The 24,164-nt window shown below is 68.2% G+C and carries 23 protein-coding genes; 18 read left to right on the forward strand and 5 right to left on the reverse strand.

All coding sequences use genetic code 11. The annotated features are described in order from the left end of the window. The first annotated feature begins 25 nt into the window (after positions 1-25). The 3 genes from FHT32_RS28855 (at position 26) to FHT32_RS28865 (ending at position 2,664) form a co-directional block, all read left to right on the forward strand. Entirely contained in the window at positions 26-1,282 is a 1,257-nt protein-coding gene (locus FHT32_RS28855) for a lipoprotein-releasing ABC transporter permease subunit (protein ID WP_176667989.1), read from the forward strand. Continuing rightward, a complete protein-coding gene (lolD, locus tag FHT32_RS28860) occupies positions 1,275-1,952 on the forward strand; it encodes a lipoprotein-releasing ABC transporter ATP-binding protein LolD (RefSeq protein WP_176667990.1) in 678 nt (225 codons plus the stop codon). The genes FHT32_RS28855 and lolD overlap by 8 nt, the downstream gene beginning before the upstream one ends. A 97-nt stretch (positions 1,953-2,049) precedes the next feature. Then, positions 2,050-2,664, forward strand: coding sequence for an ATP-dependent Clp protease proteolytic subunit (locus FHT32_RS28865; RefSeq protein ID WP_371132271.1), 615 nt, complete (start codon positions 2,050-2,052; stop codon positions 2,662-2,664). Between the two features lie 16 nt (positions 2,665-2,680). Here FHT32_RS28865 and FHT32_RS28870 read toward each other — a convergent pair whose 3' ends face one another. Beyond that, entirely contained in the window at positions 2,681-3,070 is a 390-nt protein-coding gene (locus tag FHT32_RS28870; RefSeq protein WP_176667991.1) for a RidA family protein, read from the reverse strand. 209 nt (positions 3,071-3,279) lie between these two features. Between FHT32_RS28870 and FHT32_RS28875 the strand changes: the two genes are divergently transcribed. From FHT32_RS28875 to FHT32_RS28920, 10 genes are all read left to right on the forward strand, one after another. Beyond that, positions 3,280-4,854 carry an ABC transporter substrate-binding protein gene (locus tag FHT32_RS28875; protein WP_176667992.1) on the forward strand — a complete coding sequence of 525 codons (1,575 nt, stop codon included), beginning with the start codon at positions 3,280-3,282 and terminating at the stop codon, positions 4,852-4,854. 20 nt (positions 4,855-4,874) lie between these two features. After that, positions 4,875-6,143, forward strand: coding sequence for a lactonase family protein (locus tag FHT32_RS28880; protein ID WP_176667993.1), 1,269 nt, complete (start codon positions 4,875-4,877; stop codon positions 6,141-6,143). Positions 6,144-6,154: 11 nt separating this feature from the next. Then, a complete protein-coding gene (locus tag FHT32_RS28885; protein WP_305144337.1) occupies positions 6,155-7,096 on the forward strand; it encodes an ABC transporter permease in 942 nt (313 codons plus the stop codon). Between the two features lie 5 nt (positions 7,097-7,101). Next, positions 7,102-7,941, forward strand: a complete 840-nt coding sequence (locus tag FHT32_RS28890; RefSeq protein WP_176667994.1) for an ABC transporter permease — start codon at positions 7,102-7,104, stop codon at positions 7,939-7,941. 223 nt (positions 7,942-8,164) lie between these two features. Next, on the forward strand, positions 8,165-9,199 hold the full coding sequence (locus FHT32_RS28895) for an ABC transporter ATP-binding protein (protein WP_176667995.1): 1,035 nt from the start codon (positions 8,165-8,167) through the stop codon (positions 9,197-9,199). A 142-nt stretch (positions 9,200-9,341) separates the two neighbouring features. Then, the gene (locus FHT32_RS28900) at positions 9,342-10,322 is read left to right on the forward strand and encodes an ABC transporter ATP-binding protein (RefSeq protein ID WP_176667996.1); all 981 of its coding nucleotides are present in this window, start codon (positions 9,342-9,344) and stop codon (positions 10,320-10,322) included. A 5-nt stretch (positions 10,323-10,327) separates the two neighbouring features. Further along, entirely contained in the window at positions 10,328-11,623 is a 1,296-nt protein-coding gene (locus tag FHT32_RS28905; protein WP_371132279.1) for an amino acid deaminase, read from the forward strand. Between the two features lie 25 nt (positions 11,624-11,648). Further along, a complete protein-coding gene (locus FHT32_RS28910) occupies positions 11,649-12,560 on the forward strand; it encodes a MurR/RpiR family transcriptional regulator (RefSeq protein WP_176667998.1) in 912 nt (303 codons plus the stop codon). Then, on the forward strand, positions 12,557-14,038 hold the full coding sequence (locus FHT32_RS28915; protein ID WP_176667999.1) for a D-aminoacylase: 1,482 nt from the start codon (positions 12,557-12,559) through the stop codon (positions 14,036-14,038). Before FHT32_RS28910 ends, FHT32_RS28915 begins: the two co-directional genes overlap by 4 nt. 249 nt (positions 14,039-14,287) lie before the next feature. Continuing rightward, positions 14,288-14,473, forward strand: coding sequence for a hypothetical protein (locus tag FHT32_RS28920; RefSeq protein WP_176668000.1), 186 nt, complete (start codon positions 14,288-14,290; stop codon positions 14,471-14,473). Positions 14,474-14,509: 36 nt separating this feature from the next. Here FHT32_RS28920 and FHT32_RS28925 read toward each other — a convergent pair whose 3' ends face one another. Continuing rightward, positions 14,510-15,463, reverse strand: a complete 954-nt coding sequence (locus tag FHT32_RS28925) for a LysR family transcriptional regulator (protein WP_176668001.1) — start codon at positions 15,461-15,463, stop codon at positions 14,510-14,512. Positions 15,464-15,590: 127 nt separating this feature from the next. On the opposite strand from FHT32_RS28925, the gene FHT32_RS28930 reads away from it, so the two are divergent. Further along, positions 15,591-16,487 (forward strand): transporter substrate-binding domain-containing protein, encoded by an 897-nt coding sequence (locus tag FHT32_RS28930; protein WP_176668002.1) that lies wholly within the window; start codon positions 15,591-15,593, stop codon positions 16,485-16,487. 3 nt (positions 16,488-16,490) lie between these two features. Beyond that, positions 16,491-17,789, forward strand: a complete 1,299-nt coding sequence (locus FHT32_RS28935; RefSeq protein ID WP_176668003.1) for an aminotransferase class V-fold PLP-dependent enzyme — start codon at positions 16,491-16,493, stop codon at positions 17,787-17,789. Here the strand turns inward: FHT32_RS28935 and FHT32_RS28940 are convergent. Then, positions 17,758-19,422 (reverse strand): SulP family inorganic anion transporter, encoded by a 1,665-nt coding sequence (locus FHT32_RS28940; protein ID WP_176668004.1) that lies wholly within the window; start codon positions 19,420-19,422, stop codon positions 17,758-17,760. The two genes, FHT32_RS28935 and FHT32_RS28940, sit on opposite strands and share 32 nt — an antisense overlap. A gap of 122 nt (positions 19,423-19,544) precedes the next feature. Here FHT32_RS28940 and FHT32_RS28945 point away from each other — a divergent pair, with 122 nt between their 5' ends. After that, a complete protein-coding gene (locus tag FHT32_RS28945) occupies positions 19,545-20,174 on the forward strand; it encodes a DUF4337 domain-containing protein (RefSeq protein WP_176668005.1) in 630 nt (209 codons plus the stop codon). Between the two features lie 103 nt (positions 20,175-20,277). On the opposite strand, the gene FHT32_RS35160 is transcribed toward FHT32_RS28945, so the two are convergent. After that, complete coding sequence (locus FHT32_RS35160; protein ID WP_256099208.1) at positions 20,278-20,592, reverse strand: hypothetical protein; 315 nt, start codon at positions 20,590-20,592, stop codon at positions 20,278-20,280. A gap of 568 nt (positions 20,593-21,160) precedes the next feature. On the opposite strand from FHT32_RS35160, the gene FHT32_RS28955 reads away from it, so the two are divergent. Both FHT32_RS28955 and FHT32_RS28960 read left to right on the forward strand, forming a co-directional pair. Next, complete coding sequence (locus FHT32_RS28955) at positions 21,161-22,732, forward strand: TerC family protein (protein WP_176668151.1); 1,572 nt, start codon at positions 21,161-21,163, stop codon at positions 22,730-22,732. A gap of 15 nt (positions 22,733-22,747) precedes the next feature. Beyond that, positions 22,748-23,347, forward strand: a complete 600-nt coding sequence (locus FHT32_RS28960; protein ID WP_176668006.1) for a flavin reductase family protein — start codon at positions 22,748-22,750, stop codon at positions 23,345-23,347. A 10-nt stretch (positions 23,348-23,357) separates the two neighbouring features. Here the strand turns inward: FHT32_RS28960 and FHT32_RS28965 are convergent, their stop codons facing one another. After that, positions 23,358-24,164: a CPBP family intramembrane glutamic endopeptidase gene (locus FHT32_RS28965; RefSeq protein ID WP_176668007.1), complete on the reverse strand. Its 807-nt coding sequence runs from the start codon at positions 24,162-24,164 to the stop codon at positions 23,358-23,360.

Below are 24,164 nucleotides of genomic sequence, written 5' to 3' on the forward strand. Positions count from 1 at the left end.
TCCGGAATGCCACAATTCCGACCCTATGCGATTTCCCTATGAACTGCAGCTTGGCTGGCGCTATACGCGCGCAGGCCGGGCGACGCGGCGCAACGGCTTCATCTCCTTCATCTCCGGTGTCTCGATGCTCGGCATCGCGCTGGGCGTGGCGGCGCTGATCATTGTGCTCAGTGTGATGAACGGCTTCCAGAAGGAAGTGCGCGACCGCATGCTCGGCGTGGTGTCGCACATCGAGATCTTCTCGCGCGACGGGCAGGCGCTGCAGAGCCTCGACCAGATCATGGCGGCCGCGCGCAAGCACCCCGAGGTGGTCGGCGCGGCGCCCTTCATCAACACCCAGGCGCTCATCGCGCGCGGCGAGGACATGAAGGGCACGCTGGTGCGCGGCATCGACCCCAAGCTCGAACCCGAAGTCACCGACATCAACGGCATCGCCTCGCGCGGCACCTTCGACAAGCTCGTGCCGGGCCAGTTCGGCATCGTGCTCGGCGCCGAGCTGGCGCGTTCGCTCTTCGTGCAGCCGGGCGACCAGGTCACGCTGGTGGCGCCGGGCGGGCAGGTCACGCCGGCGGGCGTGGTGCCCCGGCTCAAGCAGTTCACCGTGGTCGGCACCTTCGATTCGGGCCACTACGAATACGACTCCGCGCTGGCCATGGTGCACGAGCAGGACGCCGCCAAGGTGTTCCGCCTGGAAGGCCCCACCGGCATCCGCCTGAAGCTCAAGAACCTCAACGAGGCGCGCGACGTGGCCGACCAGCTGGCCGTGAGCCTGCCGGGCGAGTTCCTCATCCGCGACTGGACGCGCCAGAACAAGACCTGGTTCGCGGCGGTGCAGGTCGAGAAACGCATGATGTTCATCATCCTCACGCTGATCGTGGCGGTGGCGGCCTTCAACCTGGTCTCCACGCTCGTGATGACCGTGACCGACAAGCGCGCCGACATCGCCATCCTGCGCACGCTGGGCAGCTCGCCGCGCAGCATCATGGGCATCTTCGTGGTGCAGGGCGCGATGGTGGGCGTGATCGGCACCGTGGCCGGCCTGCTGCTGGGCCTGGGCATCGCCTACAACATCGACGTGATCGTGCCCTTCCTGGAGCAGCTCTTCCACGCGAGCTTCCTGCCGAAGGACATCTACCTGATCAGCAAGATGCCCAGCGATCCGCAGCAAAGCGACATCGTGCCGATTGCGATCATTTCCCTGGTGCTGGCCTTCGTCGCCACGCTGTATCCGAGCTGGCGCGCCAGCCGCGTGAACCCCGCCGAAGCCCTGCGCTATGAGTGAAGTAGTTCTGAAAGCCCGTGGACTGACCAAGCGGTTCCACGAGGGCAGGCTCGACCTGACCGTGCTGCACGGCGTCGACCTCGACGTACATGCCGGCGAAACGCTGGCCATCGTCGGCGCCTCCGGCTCCGGCAAGAGCACGCTGCTGCACCTCATGGGCGGGCTCGACGAGCCCACCACCGGCAAGGTCGAACTGCTGGGCAAGGACATCGCGCACGCCGATCCGGCCGAGCAGGGGCGCCTGCGCAACCAGCACCTGGGCTTCGTCTACCAGTTCCACCACCTGCTGCCCGAATTCAGCGCGCTGGACAACGTGGCCATGCCGCTGAAGATCCGCCGCGTGGAGAAGCAGGCAGCCGCGCAGTCGGCCGCGAAGATCCTCGAGAGCGTGGGCCTCGGCCAGCGCCTGCACCACCGCCCGGCCGAGCTCTCGGGCGGCGAGCGCCAGCGCGTGGCGATAGCGCGCGCGCTGGTCACGCAGCCGGCCTGCGTATTGGCCGACGAGCCCACCGGCAACCTCGACCGCAGCACGGCCGACACGGTGTTCGCCTTGATGCTGGACCTCGCGCACCGGCATGGCACGGCTTTCGTCATGGTCACGCACGACCAGGACTTGGCGAAGCGGTGCGATCGGGTGCTGCAGTTGGTGGCGGGGCGGCTGGCGGGGTGATTCGGGCCGGCCTGGCACGGCCGGCGCAATGTCGCGAAACTGGGGGGCGCCTGTCCGTCAGGACGGGCCGAAGTCCAAAATCACAGGAGCCCGTTTCATGCTGCCCATGTTCTCAATGGAATCCGAAGACGACACCAAGCCCGCAGCCACCGCCGAGCCGCGCAATTCCTATCTGGAAGAAAAGGCGTTCAAGTCGCGCACCCTGCTGATCTTCGGCGCCATCACCGATTCGGTGGCCGCCGATGTCACCCGCCGGCTCATCGCGCTGGACGCGGACAGTTCAGAGAAGCCCATCGACATCCTCGTGAGCTCGCCCGGCGGGCACCTGGAGTCGGGCGACGCCATCCACGACATCGTGCGCTTCATCAGCGCGCCGGTGAACATGATCGGCACCGGCTGGGTGGGCAGCGCGGCCACCCACCTGTTCCTGGCGGCGCCGCGCGAGCGCCGCGTGTGCCTGCCCAACACCCGCTTCCTGATCCACCAGCCCAGCGGCGGCGCGGGCGGCCAGGCGACCGACATCGCCATCCAGGCGCAGGAAATCATCAAGGCCCGTCAGCGCATCGCGCACGAGATCGCGCGCGAGACCGGCAAGCCCATCGACGTGGTGCTGGCCGACATCGAACGCGACCGCTGGCTCTCGGCCGAGGAGGCGGTGGAGTACGGGCTGGTCTCGCGGATCATCCAGCGCAAGACCGAACTGCACGGCTGACCGGACCGGGATCGAATCAGGCCTTGGGCTTGTAGGCCACCACGTCGATCTCGACCCGCGCGTCGATCATCAGCCGGGCCTCGGTGGTCGAGCGCGCCGGCTTGTTTTCACCGAAATAGCTCATGTAGATGCGGTTGAAGGCACCGAAATCGCGCGCGTCCTGCAGCCAGCAGGTGCTCTTGCACACGTCGTCGAAGGTGGCGCCTGCCAGGGCGAGCACGGTCTTGATGTTTTCCATCACCTGGCGCGTCTGCGCCTCGATGCCGCCCACCACGATCTCGCCGTCCTTGTTCACGGGCACCTGGCCCGAGACGTAGATGAAGTCGCCGGCGCGCACGGCCGGGGAGAAGGGGCGGACCTGGCGGTCGGAGGCCAGGGGAGGGGCGCCAAGGTATTCGAGGGGCATGGGTACTCCTGAGGTGAAAGGAAGGAACAAGAAAAGCAAAAGGACAAGGCTGGAGCCAGCCGTGAGTATCCCTCTGATTTGAAAATCTATTTCAAAAATCAGGCCAAACGAGGGTTAACACGGATGATTTGGCATGGATACTGCTTCAAAGTCCGGGCCAGAGAGAAAATTTCTTTCACAAATCAGTCCGCCCCATGAAGGAGTTCCCCATGCCCCACGTCGGTCCTGTCCAGCGCCTGCCCATGCTGTCGAAGCGCAGCCTGCTGGGCGCCTCCCTGCTCGCGATGCTGTGCGCCGCGCTGCCCCACCAGGGCGCCCACGCGCAGGGCCCGCGCAACTTCGCCACGCTGGCGATGGTGGCGGAGCCGCAGACGCTCGACCCGATGGCCTCCACCGCCGACCTGGTCGGAACCATCATGCAGCACGTGTACGAGACGCTCTACACCTTCGACGCCAAGTGGAACGTGGTGCCGATGCTGGCCGAGGGCATGCCGAAGATCTCGGCCGACGGCAAGAGCTACGCCATCACCCTGCGCAAGGGCGTGATGCTGCACAGCGGGCGCGAGCTCACGGCCGACGACGTGGTGGCCAGCCTGCAGCGCTGGATGGACCAGTCGCCGCGCGGCAAGGCCGTGGGCAAGGCAATCGACAGCCTCAAGGCCAAGGGCCCGCTGGCGGTCGAGATCGTGCTGAAGGAACCCTACGCGCCGCTGCTCTCGCAACTCGCGCTGCCTAGCGGCATGGCCGCCATCATGGCCAAGGACTCGATCGCCTCGCCGCTGAAGGACTTCGTCGGAACCGGCCCCTACAAGTTCAAGGAGCGCCGCCCCGACCAGTTCGTGCTGCTCACCCGCTTCGACAAGTACAGCGCGCGCAAGGAGGCCGCCAGCGGCTACGGCGGCAAGCGCGAAGCGGCCATCGAGGAACTGCGCTTCGTGCCCGTGCCCAACGCCAGCACCCGCGTCGAGGGCGCGCTGGCCGGCCAGTACGACTTTGCCGACCTGCTGCCGGTGGAAGCGCTGCCGCGCCTGGAGAAATCGGGCGGCAAGACGGTGCCGATCATGACGCCCTCGTTCGGCTTCCCGTACCTCGTGCTCAACACCAAGGAAGGCGTGGCCGCCAGCCAGCCGGTGCGCCAGGCGATCCAGACCGCGCTGGGCGAGGGCGAGATGCTCGCCGCCGGCTTCGGCGACACGCGCTTCTTCGTGGCCGAGCCCAACCACTTCCCGAAGGGCTCGCCGTTCTACTCGACCGCAGGCGCCGACCAGTACAACCAGCGCAACGCCGCCAAGGCCAAGGAAGCCGCCGCCAAGGCCGGCTACAAGGGCGAGCCGATCCGCGTGCTCACCAGCCGCCAGTACGACTTCCACTACAACATGGCGCTGCTGATGGCCGAGCAGCTCAAGCGCGCCGGCTTCAAGGTCGACCTCAACGTGGTCGACTGGGCCACGCTGGTGCAGCGCCGCAACGACGCCAAGCTGTGGGACATCTACGTCACCCACTCGGGCCAGTTCCCCGAGCCCATGCTCTCGCCGCCGCAGCTCGGCGACGGCGCGCCCGGCTGGTGGGAAACGCCTGCCAAGAAGTCGGCGCTGCGGGCCTTCAACGTCGAGAGCGACCCCGCCAAGCGCGGCGCGCTGTGGGGCAAGGTGCAGCAGGTGGTGTATGACGAGGTGCCATACATCAACGTCGGCAAGTTCAACGGCCTCTCGGCCAAGAGCCCGGCGCTGGACAACTACCAGCCCGCGACCTGGCCGTTCTTCTGGAACGCGAAGATCAAGTAAGAAGGCGGAGACACACAGCCATGCCGTCGCGTCGCCAACTCCTGCAAGCCAGCGCATTGGCCTCCGGCCTCGGGGCTCTGGGCCTCGAACCTTCCCTTGCCTTCGCCGCCCGGGCTGCCGCCAAGGGCCCGGTCTACGCCTACGTCGGCACCTACAGCGACGGCGGCAAGCCGTGGCGCGGCGGCCGCGGGCAGGGTGTGCACCAGTTCGTGCTCGACAGCGCCACCGGTGCGCTCAAGCCGATTCCGGGCGCACCGGCGGCGGTGGCGAGCACGGGCGAGGGCGCGAAGCTGCGCAACCCCGCCTCGCTCGCACGCCACCCGAAGCTGCCGATGCTCTATGCGGCCAACGAGTTCGAGGCCGGCTCGGTCTCGGCCTTCCGTATCGGCGCCGACGGCGCGCTGTCGTTCGTGTCCGAAACGCCCTGCGGCGGCAAGGACCCGGCCTACATCAGCGTGCACCCCGACGGCCGCTTTCTCTTCACCGCCAACTACGCGAGCGGCGACGTCAGCGTGCTTGCGCTGCGCGCCGACGGCACGCCCGACCCGGGCGTCGCAGCCGTCGTCTACAAGGACGTGGACGCCTGCGGCGCCGGCACGCCCTGCAAACCCGGCGCCGACGTGGTGCCTCAGGCGGCGCGCTCGCACGAAGGCTTCGCCACCAGCGACCACGACGGCCCGCACGCGCACATGGTGCATGCCGACCCGAAGGGCAACTTCGTGCTGGTGGCCGACCTGGGGCTCGACCGCGTCATCTCCTACCGCTTCGACCGCATCAGCGGTGTGCTGAGCCAGCCCAACACCGTTGCCGTGTCCGAAAGCTCCGGCGCGCGCCACTTCGTGTTCCACCCGAACGGCAAGTGGTTCTACCTGGTGAACGAGGAGGCCTCGACCATCGCCTTCATGCGCTACGACGACACCACCGGCGTGCTCACGCTGGTGAGCGAGACCTCGGCGCTGCCCAAGGGCTTCAAGGGCACCAGCTACGCATCGGGCATCCGCATGCTGCCCGACGGCCAGCACTTCGTGTCGCTCAACCGGCTGCACGACTCGATCTCGATCTTCAAGGTCGACCCTCGCACCGGCGCGCCCACGCTGGTGCGCGAGGAATGGTCACGCGGCAACTACCCGCGCAGCTGCACGCTCGACCCGAGCGGCAGGTTCCTCTACGTGTGCCACAACAAGCAGGGCGACAACGTGACCGTCTTCCGCGTCAAGGGTGGCGACATCCAGTTCACCGGCCAGTACGTCGCGGTCGGTTCCGCCGCCGCCCTCGAGTTCTCCGCGTGATGAAGAAATCGCTGTTCCGCTACATCGCCTCCCGCGCCGCGGGCATGCTGGTCGTGCTCGCCATCGTGGCGGTGCTGGTCTTCGTGCTCACGCGCGCTGCATCGGGCGATCCGGTCTCGGTGCTGCTGGGCGACCAGGCCACCGCGGCCGACATCGCCCGCGTGCAGAAGGAGTACGGCCTCGACAAGCCGCTGCCCGTGCAGTTCGGCTACTGGCTGCGCGAGGTGCTGCAGGGCAACCTCGGCCAGTCGATCTTCCTGCAGCGCCCGGTGACGCAGGCGCTGTGGGAGCGCTCCGAACCCACCACGCTGCTCGCGCTGATGGCGGTGGCCATCGCGGCGCTGATCGGCGTGCCGTGCGGCATCGTCTCTGCCGTGTTCCGGGGGCGCGTGGTCGACCAGCTCTTCACCGGCATCGCGATGCTGGGCGCGAGCATCCCGAGCTTCTGGCTGGGCATCGTGCTGATCCAGATCTTCGCCGTCTCTTTCGGCTGGTTCCCGGTGTCGGGGTATGGCGCGCCCGATGCGCCGTTCGCGGAACGTTTGCATTCGCTGGTGCTGCCGGCCACCGTGCTGGGCCTGCTGAACTCCGCGCTCATCATTCGCTTCACGCGTGCCTCGATGCTCGACGTGCTCGGTGAAGACTATGTGCGCACCGCGCGCTCCAAGGGCCTGAGCGAAAGCACCGTGGTGCTCAAGCACGCGCTGCGCAATGCGCTGGTGCCCATCGTCACGGTGATCGGCCTCACGGTGGCGCTGATGATCGGCGGTGCCGTCATTACCGAGACCGTCTTCGGCCTGCCGGGCGTGGGCAACCTGGTGGTCAGCGCGGTGCTGCGCCGCGACTACCCCGTGATCCAGGGCGCGCTGCTGGTGATCGCGGCGATCTACGTGCTCATCAATTTCTCCATCGACCTGCTGTACGCGGTGGTCGACCCGCGCGTGAAGGTCTGAGAAAAATGCAGATGCCCCGAATGCTCCGCCAGCTGATGCACAGACGCATCGTGATGGTGTCCGCGCTGGTGCTGCTGGTGATCGCGGTGCTCGCGATCGGCGCGCCGCTGTTCGCTTCCATCGACCCCAACGACACGGCCGTGCTCGAACGCCTGAAGGCGCCGAGCGCCGAGCACCTGCTCGGCACCGACGAGCTCGGCCGCGACCTGTATTCGCGCATCGTCCACGGCGCGCGCTACTCGCTGGCCATCGCCGCGCTCACCGCACTGGGCGCCGTGATCGCGGGCACGGTGCTGGGCCTGATGGCCGGTTTCTTCCGCCGGCTCGACGCGCCGCTGATGCGCGTGGTCGACGCGATGATGTCCTTCCCCGACATCCTGCTGGCGATCGCGCTGGTGGCGATCCTCGGGCCATCGCTCGTGAACACCGTGCTGGCGCTGGTGCTGGTCTACACGCCGCGCGTGGCGCGGGTGGTGCGGGCCTCGACGCTGGTGGTGCGCGAGCTGCTCTTCGTGGAAGCCGTGCGCGCGCTGGGTGTGCGCACCTCGCGCATCCTGTGGCGGCACATCCTGCCGAACCTGATGTCGCCGATCCTGGTGCAGGTGTCGTTCATCTTCGCGTACGCGATCCTGGCCGAGGCGGGGCTGTCGTTCCTCGGCGTGGGCGTGCCGCCCGAGATCCCGACCTGGGGCACCATGGTCGCGGGCAGCCAGCAGTACGCGCACCAGGCCTTCTGGGTGGTGCTGTTCCCGGGGCTCGCGATCATCTTCACCGCGCTGTCGCTGCAGCTGCTGGGCGACGGCGTGCGCGACCTGCTCGACCCGAAGCTCAAGAAGACGTCATGACTGGTTCTGTCGTTGTTTCGGGCGTGCGTGGGGCGTGCGGCGCTCACGCCGACGGGGTGCCTTGCTCCGCGAATGTCCCCCGGCCTGCGGCCTCCTCCTTTATTTCGCTGCGCAAGGCACCCCGCCGTCGTGATCGTTCAGAGCACCGGTTGATCAGCCGGCACGAGAGCTGTGCACGCACCCCGAACAAGCCAGCCAACAGCAACCAAAGGAGGCCAGGAAAATGAACGACCTCAGCAAGCCGCGTCTCACGGTCAGCAACCTCAGCACCAGCTTCCCTACCGAGGACGGCCTCGTGCGCTCGGTGGCCGACGTGAGCTTCTCGATCCAGCCTGGCAAGACCACCGCGCTGGTCGGCGAGTCGGGCTCCGGCAAGTCGGTGACCAGCCTCACGCTGATGCGCCTGCTGCCCAAGACCGCCAACGCGCAGGTCAGCGGCAGCGCCTCCTTCGTGACGCGCGAGGGCAAGACGCTCGACCTGCTGGGCATCGGCGAGCGCGAGATGCGTTCGCTGCGCGGCAACCAGCTGTCGATGATCTTCCAGGAGCCGATGACCAGCCTGAACCCGGTGTTCACCATCGGCGAGCAGATCGCGGAGAGCGTGCGCCTGCACAAGGGGCTCGACCGCAAGGCGGCGCTGGCGCATGCGCAGCGCATGCTGGAGCTGGTGGAGATTCCGGCGGCCGCGCAGCGCATCCACGAATACCCGCACCAGCTTTCGGGCGGCATGCGCCAGCGCGCGATGATCGCCCTGGCGATGGCCTGCGATCCGACGCTGCTGATCGCAGACGAGCCCACCACCGCGCTCGACGTGACCATCCAGGCGCAGATCCTCGAACTCATGCGCCGGCTGCAGGCAGAAACGGGCATGAGCATCCTGTTCATCACCCACAACCTCGGCGTGGTCGCGCACCATGCCGACGACGTGGTCGTGATGTATTCGGGCCGCGTGGTCGAGAGCGCGCCGGTGCGGCCGCTGTTCGCGCAGCCGGAGCATCCATACACGCAGGGCCTGCTGGCCTGCCTGCCGGGCAAGGCGCGCCAGCCCGGCCAGCCCAAGCCCAAGCGCCTGTTCGCCATTCGCGGCCAGGTGTCGAGCCCGCTGGCGCCGCCGCCGGGGTGTGCGTTCGAGCCGCGCTGCGACTTGGCACTGGCCGAATGCAGTGCCGCGATGCCGCCGTTGCTGGACATCCGGCAGGGGCGGCAGGCGCGATGTGTTCGCGTGCAGCCTGAAGCGGCGCTGGCGAGGGCCGCATGACGAGCGCGCTGTTCCTGTCTTGCTCCCTCTCCCGCTTGCGGGAGAGGGCTGGGGTGAGGGTGGCCCCCGTGGCCCTCGCACGCACCCTCATCCCCCGCCTTCTCCCGCAAGCGGGAGAAGGGGCCAATACCGAATACCCACGATGACCACCGCTCCTCCCCTCATCGAAGTCCGCGCCCTCAAGAAATACTTCGGCAGCAGCGACCGTCCGGTGCGCGCGGTGGACGACGTGTCCTTCGCGATCCAGCCCGGCGAGACGCTGGGCCTGGTTGGCGAATCGGGCTCGGGCAAGAGCACCATCGGCCGCACGGTGCTGCGCCTGCTGGAGCGCAGTGGCGGCCAGGTGCTGTACCGCGGCGACGACATCGGCGAGCTCTCTGCCGAGCGCATGCGCAGGCTGCGCAGCAAGCTGCAGATCATCTTTCAGGACCCGTACGCCAGCCTGAATCCGAAGATGCGCATCGGCGCGATCCTCGGCGAGGCGCTGTCCACGCACGGCCTGCACAAGGGCGCGGCCGCGCGCGAGAAGCGCATTGCCGAGCTGCTCGAAACCGTGGGCCTGCGCGCAGAACACGCCAACCGCTTCCCGCACGAGTTCTCGGGCGGGCAGCGGCAGCGCATCGGCGTGGCGCGCGCGCTGGCCGTCGAGCCCGAGTTCATCGTGGCCGACGAGCCGTTGTCGGCGCTGGACGTGTCCATTCAATCGCAGGTCATCAACCTGCTGGCCGACCTGCGCGAGCGGCTGGGCCTGACGATGCTCTTCATCTCGCACGACCTCGACGTGGTCGAGTACCTGTGCGACCGCGTGGTGGTGCTATACCTCGGCAAGGTGATGGAAGTCGCCACCACCGAGGAGCTGTTCGCGCGCCCCTCGCATCCCTACACCCGTGCGCTGCTGGCCGCGAGCCCGAAGCCCGATCCGGAGATGGCGACCGAGCGCATCGCGCTGAAGGGCGACATTCCCAGCCCCATCTCGCCGCCTTCGGGCTGCGTGTTCCGCACGCGCTGCCCGCATGCCATCGAAGCCTGTGCGCAGACGGTGCCACCGCTCGAAGAGATTTCGGCGGGACACTACAGCGCCTGCATCAGAACCAGAGAACTCTCATCCAACATCGCTGCATGACTTCCATGACCGCCGCCACCGACTTCACCGACCCGCTGCTGGGCAGCAATTTCAAGGGCTACCCGCGCACCGCCGCGCCGCGCCGGCGCAGCGAGATCGGCACCGCCGGCTGGAACGTGCTGGCCGGCGACCTGCCGCTGCCGCTGGCCGTGCTCAAGCGCGAGGCGCTGGAGCACAACCTGGCGTGGATGCAGTCGCGTGTGCGCGAGTGGGGCATCGACCTCGCGCCGCACGGCAAGACCACCATGTCGCCGCAGCTCTTCCAGCGCCAGCTCGACGCCGGCGCCTGGGGCCTGACCTTCGCCACCGTCACGCAACTGGCCGTGGGCGTGGCGGCCGGCGCGCGCCGCACGCTCATTGCCAACCAGGTGGTGAGCGACGAGGACCTGGCCGGCATCCAGCTGCTGCTGAGCGAGCATGCCGACCTGCGCATCGTGTTCCTGGTCGATTCGCTGGCGCAGCTGGCGCTGATCGAAGACTGGTCGAAGCGCCACCCGTCGAGCGTGCCCTTCGAGGTGATGATCGAAATCGGCGTGGACGGTGCGCGCACCGGCTGCCGCACGCACGAGGAAGCCGTGGCGCTGGCCACGCGGCTGCGCGCGAGCGAGGCCGTGCGGCTCGTGGGTATCGAGTGCTACGAAGGGCAGGGCGCCACCGGCCAGAGCGAGCCCGACGCCGCCTACGCCAAGGCGCTGATGGACCGCGTGGAAGCCGTGGCCCGCCACTGCGACGAGAACAGACTCTTCGAGACCGACGAGGTGCTGGTCTCGGCCGGCGGATCGGCCATCTTCGACCTCGTGGCCGGGCGCCTGAAGCCCGCGCTGGGCGCGCCGGTGCGCGGCCTGCTGCGCTCGGGCTGCTACGTGACGCACGACCACGGCTTCTACAAGCGCATGGTGAGCGCGGTGGACGAGCGCCTGGGTTGCGACTGTGGCGAAAGCCTGGTGCCGGCGATGGAAGTCTGGGCCACCGTGCAGTCGCGTCCGGAGCCGGGCCTGGCGATCCTGGCGGTGGGCAAGCGCGACATCTCCTTCGACCTCTCGCTGCCCGTGCCGATCGCGCGCGCGGCGCGCGGAGAACTGCAGCCGCAGGGCGTGCCCGCCGGCTGGAAGATCACCGCGCTGAACGACCAGCACGCCTACCTGCGCTGGGAAGCGAACGAGGAAGCCGAGGCGCCGAAGGTCGGCGACCGCGTGGGCCTGGGCATCTCGCACCCCTGCACCACCTTCGACAAGTGGCACTGGATGCCGGTCGTCGAGCAGGACTACCGCGTGAGCGACGCGGTGGCCATGCACTTCTGACCGAGCGGCTCCTGAACGCATACCGATGACCCCCTCACTGCTCCAGAAGATCGCGGACATCCGCAGCGACGCTCCGGCGACGCGGCGCGCGATTCTCGACCTGATCCTCGAAGACCCCGACCGCGTGCTCGAAGAAAGCTTCGAGCAGCTGGCCGAGCGCTCGCGCAGCTCGGTGCCCACCATCATGCGCACCTGCCGCGACCTGGGCTTTGCCGGCCTGCGCGAATTCAAGCTCGCGCTCGCGCAGGAACTCGCGCTGGGCGGCTCGCCGCTGCATCGCCGCGTGAACATCGAGGACGCGGCCGACGAAGTGGTCGGCAAGATCGCGCGCAGCGCGGCGGCCTCGGTCTCGGGCGTGCGCGGCCAGCTCGACATGCAGGTGCTCGACGGCGCCGTGGCCGCCATCGCGGCTGCCCCGCACGTCGACCTGTACGGCGCGGGCGCCACCTCGTGGTTCATGGCCAACGACCTGCAGGCGCGGCTTTTCCGCCTGGGCCTCTCGGCCAACGCATGGGCCGACTACCACCTGCAGCAGGTGGCCGGCGCGGCGCAGCGCCCGGGCGGCGTGGTCATCGCCATCTCGCACGTGGGCGGCATGCCCTCGCTGCTCGACGCGGTGGACATCGCGCGCGGGCAGGGCGCCAAGGTGGTCGCGCTCACGCGGCCGGGCACGGCGCTCGCGGCCAAGGCCGACTTTCTTCTCGGGCTCTCGGTGCCCGACGACGCGGTGATGCACGTGGGCATCGACGCCTACCTGACGCACCTCACGGTGATCGAGATCCTCACCGTGCTGGTGGCCCAGCGCCGCGGCGAGCCGGCAGTGCAGCGCCTGCAGCGCGCGCGCGAGGCCTTCCAGCGCCACGGCATCGACGCCACCACGCATCCGCTGCAGAGCTGGGACGGCGGCGGCGTGAACGACGGAGGGAGCGCATCGTGAGCGAGAGCAACAAGAAGGCTGTGCTGCTCGAGGCGGGCCTGGTGGTCGACGGCTCGGGCGGCCCCTCGTGGCCGGGCGACGTGCTGCTGCAGGGCGACCGCATCGTCGCGCTCGGCGAAGGCCTGCGCGGGCGGCTGCCCGACGGCCTGTCGCTGGCCGACGTCGAGGTGGTCGACTGCCGCGCGAAGGTGATCGCCCCCGGCTTCATCGACGCGCACACGCACGACGACGCCATCGTGCTGCGCGACCCGCTGTGCCTGCCAAAGGTGTCGCAGGGCATCACCACGGTGGTGACGGGCAACTGCGGCATCTCGCTCGCGCCGTACCGCACGCCGCAGTCGCTGCCGCCGCTCACGCTGCTGGGCGCCGATTCGTTCCGGCACGCGACCATGGCCGAGTACCGCGCGGCCGTCGATGCGACGCAGCCCGCGCTCAACGTGGCCGCGCTGGTCGGCCACACCACGCTGCGCTTCGCCGCCATGCAGGCGCTGGACCGTCCGGCCAATGCCGACGAGCTGGCGCGCATGGAGGCGCTGCTCGACGGCTGCATGGCCGACGGGGCGCACGGCATGTCGTCTGGCCTGTTCTATGAAGAAGCCTTCGCGGCGCCGGCTGAGGAGGTGACCGCGCTGGCGCGCGTGGTGAGCCGCCACGGCGGCGTCTACGCCACGCACCTGCGCAGCGAGATGCAGCAGATCATCGAGGCGCTGCACGAGGCCGGCGACTGCGCCTTCGAGGCGGGCGTGCCGCTGGTGATCTCGCACCACAAGTGCGCCGGCCCCGCCAACTGGGGCCGCACGAAGGAGACGCTGCCGCTGATCGAGTCGCTCGCGCAGCGCCAGAAGATCGCGATGGACGTGTACCCCTACGTGGCCGGCTCCACCGTGCTGCGCGAGGACCTGGTGGACGGCGTGATCGACGTGCTGCTGACCTGGTCAGACCCGCATCCGGAGATGACGGGGCGGCTCGTCTCCGACATCGCGCGCGAATGGGGCGTGAGCGAGCAGGAGGCCTGCCTGCGGCTGAAGCCGGGCGGTGCCTGCTACTTCCAGATGCAGGAGGAGGACGTGGAGCGTGTCATCTCCCACCCGCTCACCATGATCGGCAGCGACGGCCTGCCGCACGACCGCCATCCGCATCCGCGCCTGTGGGGCGCCTTCCCGCGGGTGTTCGCGCGCTACTGGCGCCAGCGCAGGCTCTTCACGCTGGAGCAGGCGGTGCACAAGATGACCGGCATGACCGCGCGCAACCTGCGCATCGCCGACCGTGGCCTGCTGCGCGCAGGCACCATGGCCGACGTGGTGGTCTTCGACCCCGAGACCATCGCCGACACCGCCACCTACGACAAGCCGCACGGCGTGAGCCTGGGCGTGGAGCGGGTGTTCGTGAACGGCGTGCTGGCCTATCGCGGCGGCGAGCCCGAGGCCCGGGTGCTCGCGCGCGCGGGGCGGATGCTCACGCGCGGGAGCGCGAGCTAGCGTCCGCTTACATCGCGATGTTTCCGGGGACGCGCGCGCCTCGCGGCCGGCCACTTCGGGCCCTGTGCGGCCCTGGAGCCATCGGGCGGCTCCCTGGATCCGGGCCCTGGAGCTGCTGCTCCGGCAGTGCCATGGTGCACCGCAATATCTGTGTGGCTATAACCTCAAGACCTCTAAAGTTCTAACATTCCGGGCAAAAATCAGTCAAACTGCGCACTTACCAGCCGTCGAATTCCTACTGGAGCAAAGATGGACAAGGACGCCGAAGGCCTTGGCGCCGACTTCGAGTTGTGGCAACAGCTCACTGACGACTACGAAGCAGCACTGGGCGCGCTCGCCCGGGGCGAGCCCGGCGCGCGAGAGCGGGTGCTCCGGCTGTCGCTGGCGTTGCGGCAACTGCATCCCGATCTTTCCCCTGTCGGCGACAACGGCTGACGCAGCGTCGGGAAGGCGTTTTCCCGGCGGCGGCGCTCAGGCCGGGCCCGAATCCCCGGACTCCTCTTTCTCCCCTTCTTCCTCAGCCTGCGCCTGGAACATGCGCGCGAAGTCGCAGCATTCCTGCGCCAGCATCACGATCGACGAGGTGAGCGCGCTGCGGTGCTCGCCCTTGTGCATCGCCACATAGCGCACCACCGGCAGGGCCGGCGCCACTTCGATCACCGCGAGCATGCCCGCCGCCACCAGCGGCTGCAGGCACTCGCGCGGCAGGTAGCTCACGCCCAGGCCCGACACCGTCAGCCCGGTCAGGGCCACCAGGTTGCTCACCACGATCACGTCGGCGGGCTGCACGCCCTGTTCCTTCATCCATGCGTCGTAGGCGCGGCCGGTGCCGGAGTTGTTGCCCTGCACCAGCATGCGGTGGCGCGCCAGCTCGTGCAGCCGCATGGCGCCGCCGTTGGGTTGCGGCACCACGCCGGGCTTGCACATCCACGCGCTCCTCACCTGGCCGATGACCTTGTGCGGCAGGCGCGAGTCGGCGAAGGTCTCGGGCACGATGACCAGGTCGAGTTCGTCGGCCAGCAGCTTGTCGCGCAGCTGCAGGCTGTCGTCCACGTCGGGCTCGAGGATCACCTTGGGGTAGTGCTGCCGGATCAGCCCGACCAGCCGCGGCAGCCAGGTCATTGCCGTGAGCTCGGTCACGCCGAGGCGGATGCGCCGCTCCACCACGCCCGGCTTGCCGAACTGCTCGATGGCCGCGTCGCGCTGCTCCAGCAGCTTGCGGGCGAGCACGAACATCTCCTCGCCCTTCTCGGTGAGGCGGGCGGTGCGCTGGCTGCGGTCGAAGAGTTCGGTGTCGAAGAGCTGCTCCAGCTCGTGCACCCGCTTGGAGATGGCCGACTGTGAGGTGTGCAGCTGGTTGGCCGCCTGCGCGAAGCCGCCGAGGCGGGCGATCCAGTACAGGGCTTCGAGCTGCTTGAAGGTCATCACGGGATTTCGGCTCCAAAGAACTCTTTTTCTCATGCAATTCGATCACAAAAAATCGCTTTTGGAAATTTGTTCATAAGCCGAAGATTCGCCCGATCCACCTCATCGACTCTTCAAGGAACCCGCCATGGACTTCAGGAAACTGCCTCTCGCGCTTGGACTCGCCATTGCCTTCGCCTGCGGCGCCGCCAGCGCCCAGGACGGCGGCACGCTGCAGAAGATCAAGGACAGCGGCACGATCCAGATCGGCGCGCGCGACAGCCAGATCCCCTTCTCGTACAAGCTCAGCGCCGACAGCGCCCCCATCGGCTTCACCACCGACATCTGCCTGAAGATCGTCGACGCCGTGAAGGCCAGGCTGGGTCTCGCGAAGATCGACGTGCGCTACACGATGCTCAACTCGACCAACCGCATCCCGCTGCTGCAGAACGGCACCGTCGACCTCGACTGCGCGACCACCACCAACACCACGCAGCGCCAGCAGCAGGTCGACTTCGCGCCCAGCCACTTCGTGACCAACATCACCGCCGCGGTGAAGAAGGCCTCGGGCATCAATGCGCTGGCCGACCTCAACGGCAAGAACGTGGCCACCGTCTCGGGCAGCACCTCCATCCAGCTGCTGCGCGGCGCACGCAAGAGCGGCACCATCGAGGTCAACGAGATCGCGGGCAAGGACACCTCCGACGGCTTTCTGCTGCTGTCCACCGGCCGCGCCGACGCCTACGTGCTCGACGACGTTCAGCTCGCCGGCATGATCGCCAGCTCCACCAATCCGGGCGACTACAAGATCCTCAAGGAATCGCTGCGCCAGGAGCCCTACGGGATCATGCTGCGCAAGGACGACCCGCAGTTCAAGGCGCTGGTGGACGAGACCGTCACGGGCCTGATGAAGTCGGGCGCCATCGACCAGCTCTACACCAAGTGGTTCCTCTCGCCGATCCCGCCGAAGAACGCGAACCTCAACTTCCCGATGACGGACGCGGTGCGCGAGATCTACAAGAACCCGAACAACAAGGGCGTCTGAGCGATGGATTCCAAGCTGTCATCGAGCCATCCGAACGGCCTGGCCTTTTCCGACGCGCTCATGCGCGAGGTGAAGAGCCGCTTCCTGCAGGTCGACCACGACCACCACGGCCGCGAGCGCCTGTACTTCGACAATGCAGGCGGCTCCTTCCGCCTGAAGGCCGCGGCCGAGCGCTTCGCGCAGGTCGATGCCATTCCCGACAACACCGAACGCATCCACGCCACCGCCGTCGAGCTGCAGCAGATCCAGGCCAGGGGCTGCGCCGACCTGCGCACCATCCTCAATGCCACGGGCGGCAGCGTGTACGCCTCGCTCACCGCCTCGGGCGCCATGTTCGACATGGTGCGCGCGGTGGCCGAGAACGTGCCGGGCACGAACATGGTCACCACCGTGCTCGAGCACCCCTCTGCCTTCGACGCGATGAGCCTCTACGCCCAGCGCCTGGGCCGCGAGCTGCGCGTGGCGAAGAGCAACCCCGTCACTGGCGGCGTGGACGTCGACGAGATCGTGCGGCTGGTCGACAAGGACACCTGCCTGCTCAACGTGATCCACGCGTCGAACATCTCGGGCGCCAAGCTCGACATGGAAGCCATCGTGCGCCGCGCGCGCGAGATCAAGCCCGACCTCTACATCCTGGTCGATGCCGTGCAGCACGCGCCGCACGGCCTCATCGACCTGCAGAAGACGCCGGTGGACGGCATCAACCTCGCGCCCTACAAGTTCTTCGGCTGCAGGGGCTCGGGCCTGTCGTGGATGTCCGACCGCGCGGCCGTGCTGCCGCACCACAAGCTCGCGGGCAAGAAGCCCGACTACTGGGACCTGGGCAGCGCCTCGCCGTGGCAGTTCGCGGTGCTCACCGAGATCGTCGACTACGTGTGCTGGCTGGGCTCGCACTTCAGCGATGCCACCGACCGGCGTGAGCTCTTCGTTGCGGGCATCGCGCACATCGAACTGCACGAGCGCGCGCTGCTGGCCGCGCTGCTCGACGGCACCGCGAACGCCACCGGCATGCGCAAGATGGAAGGCGTCAACGTCTTCCTCGACTACGAAGACCTGAGCAAGCGCGACCTGATCCTGGGCATCGGCTTCGACCGCATCGACTGCACGCAGGCGGTGGTCGAGTACGCGAAGCGTGGCGTGACGGTCTACGAGCGCGTGGCGAGCAGCATCTACTCGAAGCGCATGCTCGAGTCCTTCGGGCTCATGGGCACCGTGCGGGTGTCGCCGCTGCACTGCCATTCGATGGCGGACATCGAGAAGTTCCTGCGGATCACACGAGAGATCGCCCAGAACGAGCAGTGAGGGGCACCGCGTCGTCGACGCTCCACGGCGCGTACACCTCGGCGCGCAGGTCGGGTGAATTCACCTTGGCCAGCAGATCGCGCACGTCGTCCTTCACGCGCGCCAGCGAGAGGCGCAGGCCCCGCACGCGCACGTAAGCCGCGAAGTCGCACAGCGCCTCGATGCTGGTCGCGTCGAGGTCGGGCGACTCCTCCAGGCTCAGCACCATGCGCTGCAGGCCCTGCGTGGCGTCGATGCGCGCGCGTATCGACGCGAACACCGCGTCCGCATTGCCGAAGAAAAGCGGCACCTCGGGCCGCGCGATCAGCACGCCCGGGGGCGCCACGGCCTCGGGGTGGCGAGCGATGTCGACGAAATCGTGGCTCCGGCCCAGCCGCCCGAGCCAGCTCACCGTGGTGCGCGTGAAGCCGCGCAACAGCAGCAGGATGCTCACGCCGATGGCCGCCAGCAGGCCGTTGAGCACGCCCAGCACCAGCACCGCTGCGACCGCCACCAGCGCCACCAGTCGGTCGCGCCGCCACTGAAAGTAGGGCCGCAGCGCGGCCGGATTCAGCGTGTGGCTCACGGCGTGGATCACGATGGCCGCCAGCAGCGGCTCGGGCGTGTGTGCGATCCAGGGCAGCAGCGTGAGCACCGCCACCAGCACCACCAGCCCCGCCACGATGCCGGCCGCTCGGCTCCTGGCACCTGCAGACTCGTTGGCCGATGTGGCCGAGTAGCCCGCGCCCACCGGCATGCCCTGGAACAGCGCCGACAGCAGGTTCGCGCCGCCCAGCGCGAGCAGGTCGCGGTTGGCCGACACGTTGTCGCCGTGGCGCATGGCGAAGGTGCGGATGGAGCCGTAAGACTCGGCATAGAGGATCAGCGCCATCGCGAAGGCCAGCCCGCCGAGGTTCTGCCACTGCGCGCGATCGAGCTGTGGCACCGCCGGATGCGAGAAGTCGAGCGAGATCGGCCCCACCGCCGCCACGCCCCATGCGTGGCAGAAGCCCTGCACGTCGAGCACGATGCCCGCCACGATCACCAGCAGCGCCGCCGGCACCGCGCGCCAGCGTGCGAGTCCGCGCAGCAGCACCAGCGCCGCCAGCGCCATGGCCGCGCCCGCGATGTTCCAGTGCCGCCACTCGGCCACCAGCCCCGCGAGGAGCCTGAAGAAATCGCTGTGTGCCGGATGCACGTCGAGCACCTTGGGCAGCTGCTTGACTACGATGGTGAGCGCCAGCCCCAGCGCGAAGCCGCGCAGCACGGGCTTGGCGATCAGGCTCGACACCGCGCCCAGCCGCGCAATGCCGGCGATGACGAAGAACACTCCGGCCAGCAGAACGATGCCCATGCCCATCGCAAGCCGCGTGGCGGCGTCCACGCCCGTCACCGACGTGGTGGCCGCGAACAGCACCGCGGCGGAAGAGGAGGTAGCGGAAACGATTGCGAAGCGGCTGCTGCCGAAAAGGCCGTAGACCAGAAGGCCCGCGAAGAGCGCGATCACGCCCGCTTGCGGCGGCAGCCCCGCGATGCCCGAATAGGCCACCGCCTCCGGAAGCAGCAGTCCCGCGATGGAAATACCCGCCACGATGTCGGCGAAGCCGGGGCGGCGGGCGTTGGCTGTCGGTGTCGGCGAGGGTTCGGCGGCCATGGGCAGGCAAGTGTGCTGTTGTCGTCCCATGCTGGCAACGGCTGGCGGACCGGAAGCTGACTCACCGAACGGGCATACTCGCGCGCGCCCTAAAAACCATATTTCTCTACAACAAGGATCCCATGTCAGGACACGGCTTTCACGTGCACGGCCCGCACGATCACGAACTCGAACACGCTGCATCGGGCGGCCACGGCCATGGCGACGGCCATCACGCGGACGCCGCAGCGGAGCACTCCGGCGGCATGAGCATGACGAGCAAGATCGCCATGTGCACGGCCGTCATCGCCACCTTCGGCGCCATCTTCTCGTACATGGGCGGCGCCACGCAGGCCAACGCGGGCATCTACAAAAACAACGCCGCCATCAAGAAGACCGAAGCCTCCAACCAGTGGAATTACTTCCAGTCGAAGAGCACCAAGCAGGCCCTCGCCGAGTTCGCCCGCGACACCGCGACCGACGACGCACGCAAGCAAGGCTGGCAGGCCAAGGTGGCGCGCTACGAGCAGGAGAAGACCGACATCCAGACCGAGGCAAAGAAGCTGGAGGCGGAAGCGAGCAAGTGGGATGCGCAGTCGGATGAGCAGATGCATCAGCATCATCGGTGGGCGCAGGCTACTACTGTGTTGCAAGTGTCGATCGCGCTGGCTGCCATTGCGCTCCTGACGAAGAACAAGTGGCTCGAGCGGGCGATGTTCGGGGTGGCTGTGGCGGGGTTGGCTGTGGGTGGGCTTGCGGCGTTGCACGTCTAGGCAGCACCGCGACGCTCGCTCAGCGGACCTTCATCCTCGGCATGCTCGCTGCCATCCTTGTTGTGGCATGGCAGTGAGCGGCAGCGACGGTGAAGAGAAGGGCTTATCGCGTACCGCCTTCGCTCAAGGCAGCACGCAACGACTGAAGCGCAGAGTCAGCCGACTCGATCCGCCGCTTCAGTTCCTCATTGACCACCCGCACCAGCGCTCCGAGCTCGGTGCGCGTCGGATGGATCTCTTCCGTATCGTTCACGTTCTGTGAAACGATGAGCTTCTCCAGGCCTGCATAAGCACGCTGCAGTTCGTGCAGGTTGTCGATGTCATCGCATGCCTGCAGCGCGAGCGATTCAACGCTGGCGACTTCAGTTGATTCGGGAAATTGGGAGACGCGCGCGGACGCGCGAGCGGATGCAGCCATGAATGGCCTCCAAGGGGTTCGGTTTGCTACAACCGCCGCACCCAACGCCAATTGGAGGCGGCAGCTCGAACAGGTTGGCGTACCGGGAACCCGCTTGCGCGAACCGGCGAGCCTTGCGGCTCCCTGTCCGAGCCGCCAAAACTGGAGGCACGAACGACGAAAGCCGCAGGGTCTCTGCGGGAGAATCTGCGGCTTGCGTCGCAGCGGGTTACTCGGGACGCCAATCCCGATCACGCCTCTTTTTGACGTGACCGGCGCAGTATAGCCACGCAGCAGGCCTCACAAAGAGGGACGCGAGCGCGGCTCAAAGCGGATCCAACGAAGCATCGCTCATACGGACATGGAAGAACCCCCACGGAGGCAGGCTGTTAAAGGAGGGCTGCCACAGCCCGTCCGATAGACTTGCGCGGGTGAACCCATCCTCCGAGCCTCCCAGTAGGCCGCTGGCCTGCGCCAGCTTTTCTCCCGCGGCCACAGCCCGCATCTTCTTCCCACTGCCGTGCTACGCGGCCCGCACCATGCCGGGCTGTGCCTGTTCGCGCGCCATCGCACTCCCGCGGAAATCATGATCGAACTGCTCTCCGACCCGGCCGTCTGGCTCGGTCTTCTGACGCTGGTCGTACTGGAGATCGTGCTGGGCATCGACAACCTGATCTTCATCGCGATCCTCGCGGAGAAGCTGCCGCCTCGCCAGCGCGACAAGGCGCGGCTCATCGGCCTGAGCCTCGCGCTCTTCATGCGGCTGGCGCTGCTGTCCATCGTGTCGTGGCTGGTCACGCTGACCACGCCGCTGTTCTCGCTGTGGGGGCAGGGCTTCTCGGGGCGCGACCTGATCCTGCTGGGCGGCGGCCTGTTCCTGCTGTTCAAGGCCACTTCGGAACTGCACGAGCGGCTCGAAGGCGTGACGACGCGGGCGAGCGCCGGTACGGCGGCCTATGCGAGCTTCTCGCTGGTGGTCACGCAGATCGTGGTGCTCGACGCGGTGTTCTCGCTCGACGCGGTGATCACCGCGGTGGGCATGGTCGACCACCTGCCGGTGATGATGGCGGCGGTGGTCATCTCCATCGGCATCATGTTGTGGGCGTCGAAGCCGCTCACCCGTTTCGTGAACGCGCACCCCACGGTGGTGATGCTGTGTCTGAGCTTCCTGCTGATGATCGGCCTGAGCCTCGTGGCCGAGGGCCTGGGCTTCCACATTCCCAAGGGCTACCTGTACGGCGCCATCGGCTTCTCCGTGATGATCGAGGCGCTGAACCAGTGGGCGCGGCGCAACGAACTGAAGCACGAGGCGCGCCGCCCGTTGCGCGAGCGCACGGCCGAATCGGTGCTGCGGCTGCTCGGCGGCAGGGCGCGCGGCGAACCTGTGCCGGCCGGTGCGGCTGCATCGGACGAGGTGCCCGAAGACCAGGAGCAGCCGGCCTTCGCGCTCGAGGAGCGCAACATGGTGAGCGGCGTGCTCACGCTGGCCGAGCGCACCGTGCGTTCGGTGATGACGCCGCGCGCCGACATCTCGTGGGTGGACCTCAACGACGCTCCAGAAGCGGTGCGCGAGCAGCTGCTCGACACGCCGCACGGCATTTTCCCCGTGTGCCGTGGCTCGCTCGACGAGGTGGTGGGCGTGGCGCGCGCCAAGGACCTGCTGGGCCAACTGCTGCGCAACGGCCGCATCGACGAGAGCGCTGGCCTGCGCGCGCCCATCTACGTACCCGAGTCGACCACCGCGATCCGCCTCATCGACACGCTGCGCGGCGCGCGCGGCCAACTCGCGCTGGTCAGCGACGAGCACGGCACGCTCACGGGCGTGGTGACGCCCATCGACGTGCTGGAGGCCATCGCGGGCGAGTTTCCCGACGAGGACGAGACGCTGGAGATCATGCAGACCGCGCCCGATGCCTGGACCGTCTCCGGCAGCGCGGACCTGCACCTGCTGGAACAGGCGCTGCAGACGCACGGCCTCGTGGGCGACGACGACAGCTACACCTCGGTTGCCGGCCTGCTGCTGGCGCGCTTCGGCGGCTTGCCACCGCGCGATGCCCACTGGACGCACGACGGGTACGATTTCGTGGTGACCGATGTCGATGCGCAGCGCATCCGCACGGTCGTCGTCCGCCGGCTGCCGGTGGATGAGCCCGAAACCTGATCCGCACCGACCGCCATGAATGCCACCCACCGCCAGCCCGTCGCCCTGAACAAGGCCTACCGCCTGCTGAACCACGGCCCCACCGTGCTCGTGAGCGCCGCGCACGGCGGCAGGCGCAACATCATGGCCGCGGCCTGGGCGATGCCGCTGGACTTCGATCCGCCCAAGGTGGCGGTGGTGCTCGACAAGAGCACGTGGACCCGCGAGCTGCTGGAAGGCGCCGGCACCTTTGCGCTGCAGGTGCCGGTGCGCGCCCAGCTCGACCTGACGGAGGCGCTGGGCAACAGCTCCGGCCGCGAGATCGTCGAGAAGTCGGGCCAGGACAAGTTCGCCGCCTATGGCCTCTCGACCTTTGCGGGCACGGCCACCGATGCGCCGCTGCTCGAAGGCTGCGCCGCCTGGCTCGAATGCCGGCTGCTGCCCGAGCCCGCCATCCAGCAGCGCTACGACCTGTTCCTGGGCGAGGTGATCGCCGCGCAGGCCGACGAGCGCGTGTTCTCCAACGGGCGCTGGCATTTCGACGGACACGACGAGCTGCGCACGCTGCACCACGTGGCGGGCGGGCATTTCATCGTCGATGGCGAGGCGGTCGACGCGCGACCCTTGCCTCGCTAGCTGAGACAGCTCAGGCCGAGCTGCCGCCGCGCGCCGTGCGCGGCACCAGCATCGCGCGCAGCACCAGCGTGCCGAATGCGGCGGCGGCCAGCGCCAGCAGCGCGATCCAGAGCAGGCGCGACGGCGAGGCCGCATCGAGCCAGTCGGCCAGCAGCAGCGTCGTGGTGTTGTAGGCCGCGTGCAGCGCGATGCACGGAATGAGCGAGCGCGTGCGTTCGTAGAGCCAGCCGAGCACCGTGCCCATCACGAGGCCGACCACGAACTGGTAGATGTTCATGTGCGCCGCGCCGAAGAGCAGGGCCGACATGAAGATCGCCTGCCATCGCGGATAGCGCTGCAGGAAGCCGCGCAGCACGATGCCGCGGAACAGCATCTCCTCGAGCAGCGGCGCCATGACGCACACCGCGAGCACGGCGGCGACGCTCCCGTCCGCCATGCGGCTGAACATGGCTTCTTCCCATGCCGAGGGCGGCAGGATGCGCATCATCAGGTTGAGCGCGGAGGTGATCGTCAGCAGCAGCGCGGGCACGAGCAGCAGCGCCGGCGGCACCACCAGCAGCAGCGTTGCGCCGGCCGAGGCCTGCGACTGATGGAAGAGCGCGCGGTAGGTGAGCTTCTGCGAGTGCATCAACACCGCGAACACGCAGCCGTTGCCCAGCACGGCCGCGAGCACGCCGATCTGCATGCTGCTGAGGTCGAGCCATCCGTTGGCATCGCTCAGCGCAGCGCCGACGACGAGCTCGACGAGGAACAGCGCCACGAACAGGAGGACGGCCTGCGTCGCCGAGGGGAAGGCGGCGCTTTTCTGGGAAGGCAT

Origin of the sequence: Variovorax sp. SG517 (assembly GCF_013376045.1) — a bacterium.
GTDB lineage: Bacteria > Pseudomonadota > Gammaproteobacteria > Burkholderiales > Burkholderiaceae_C > Variovorax.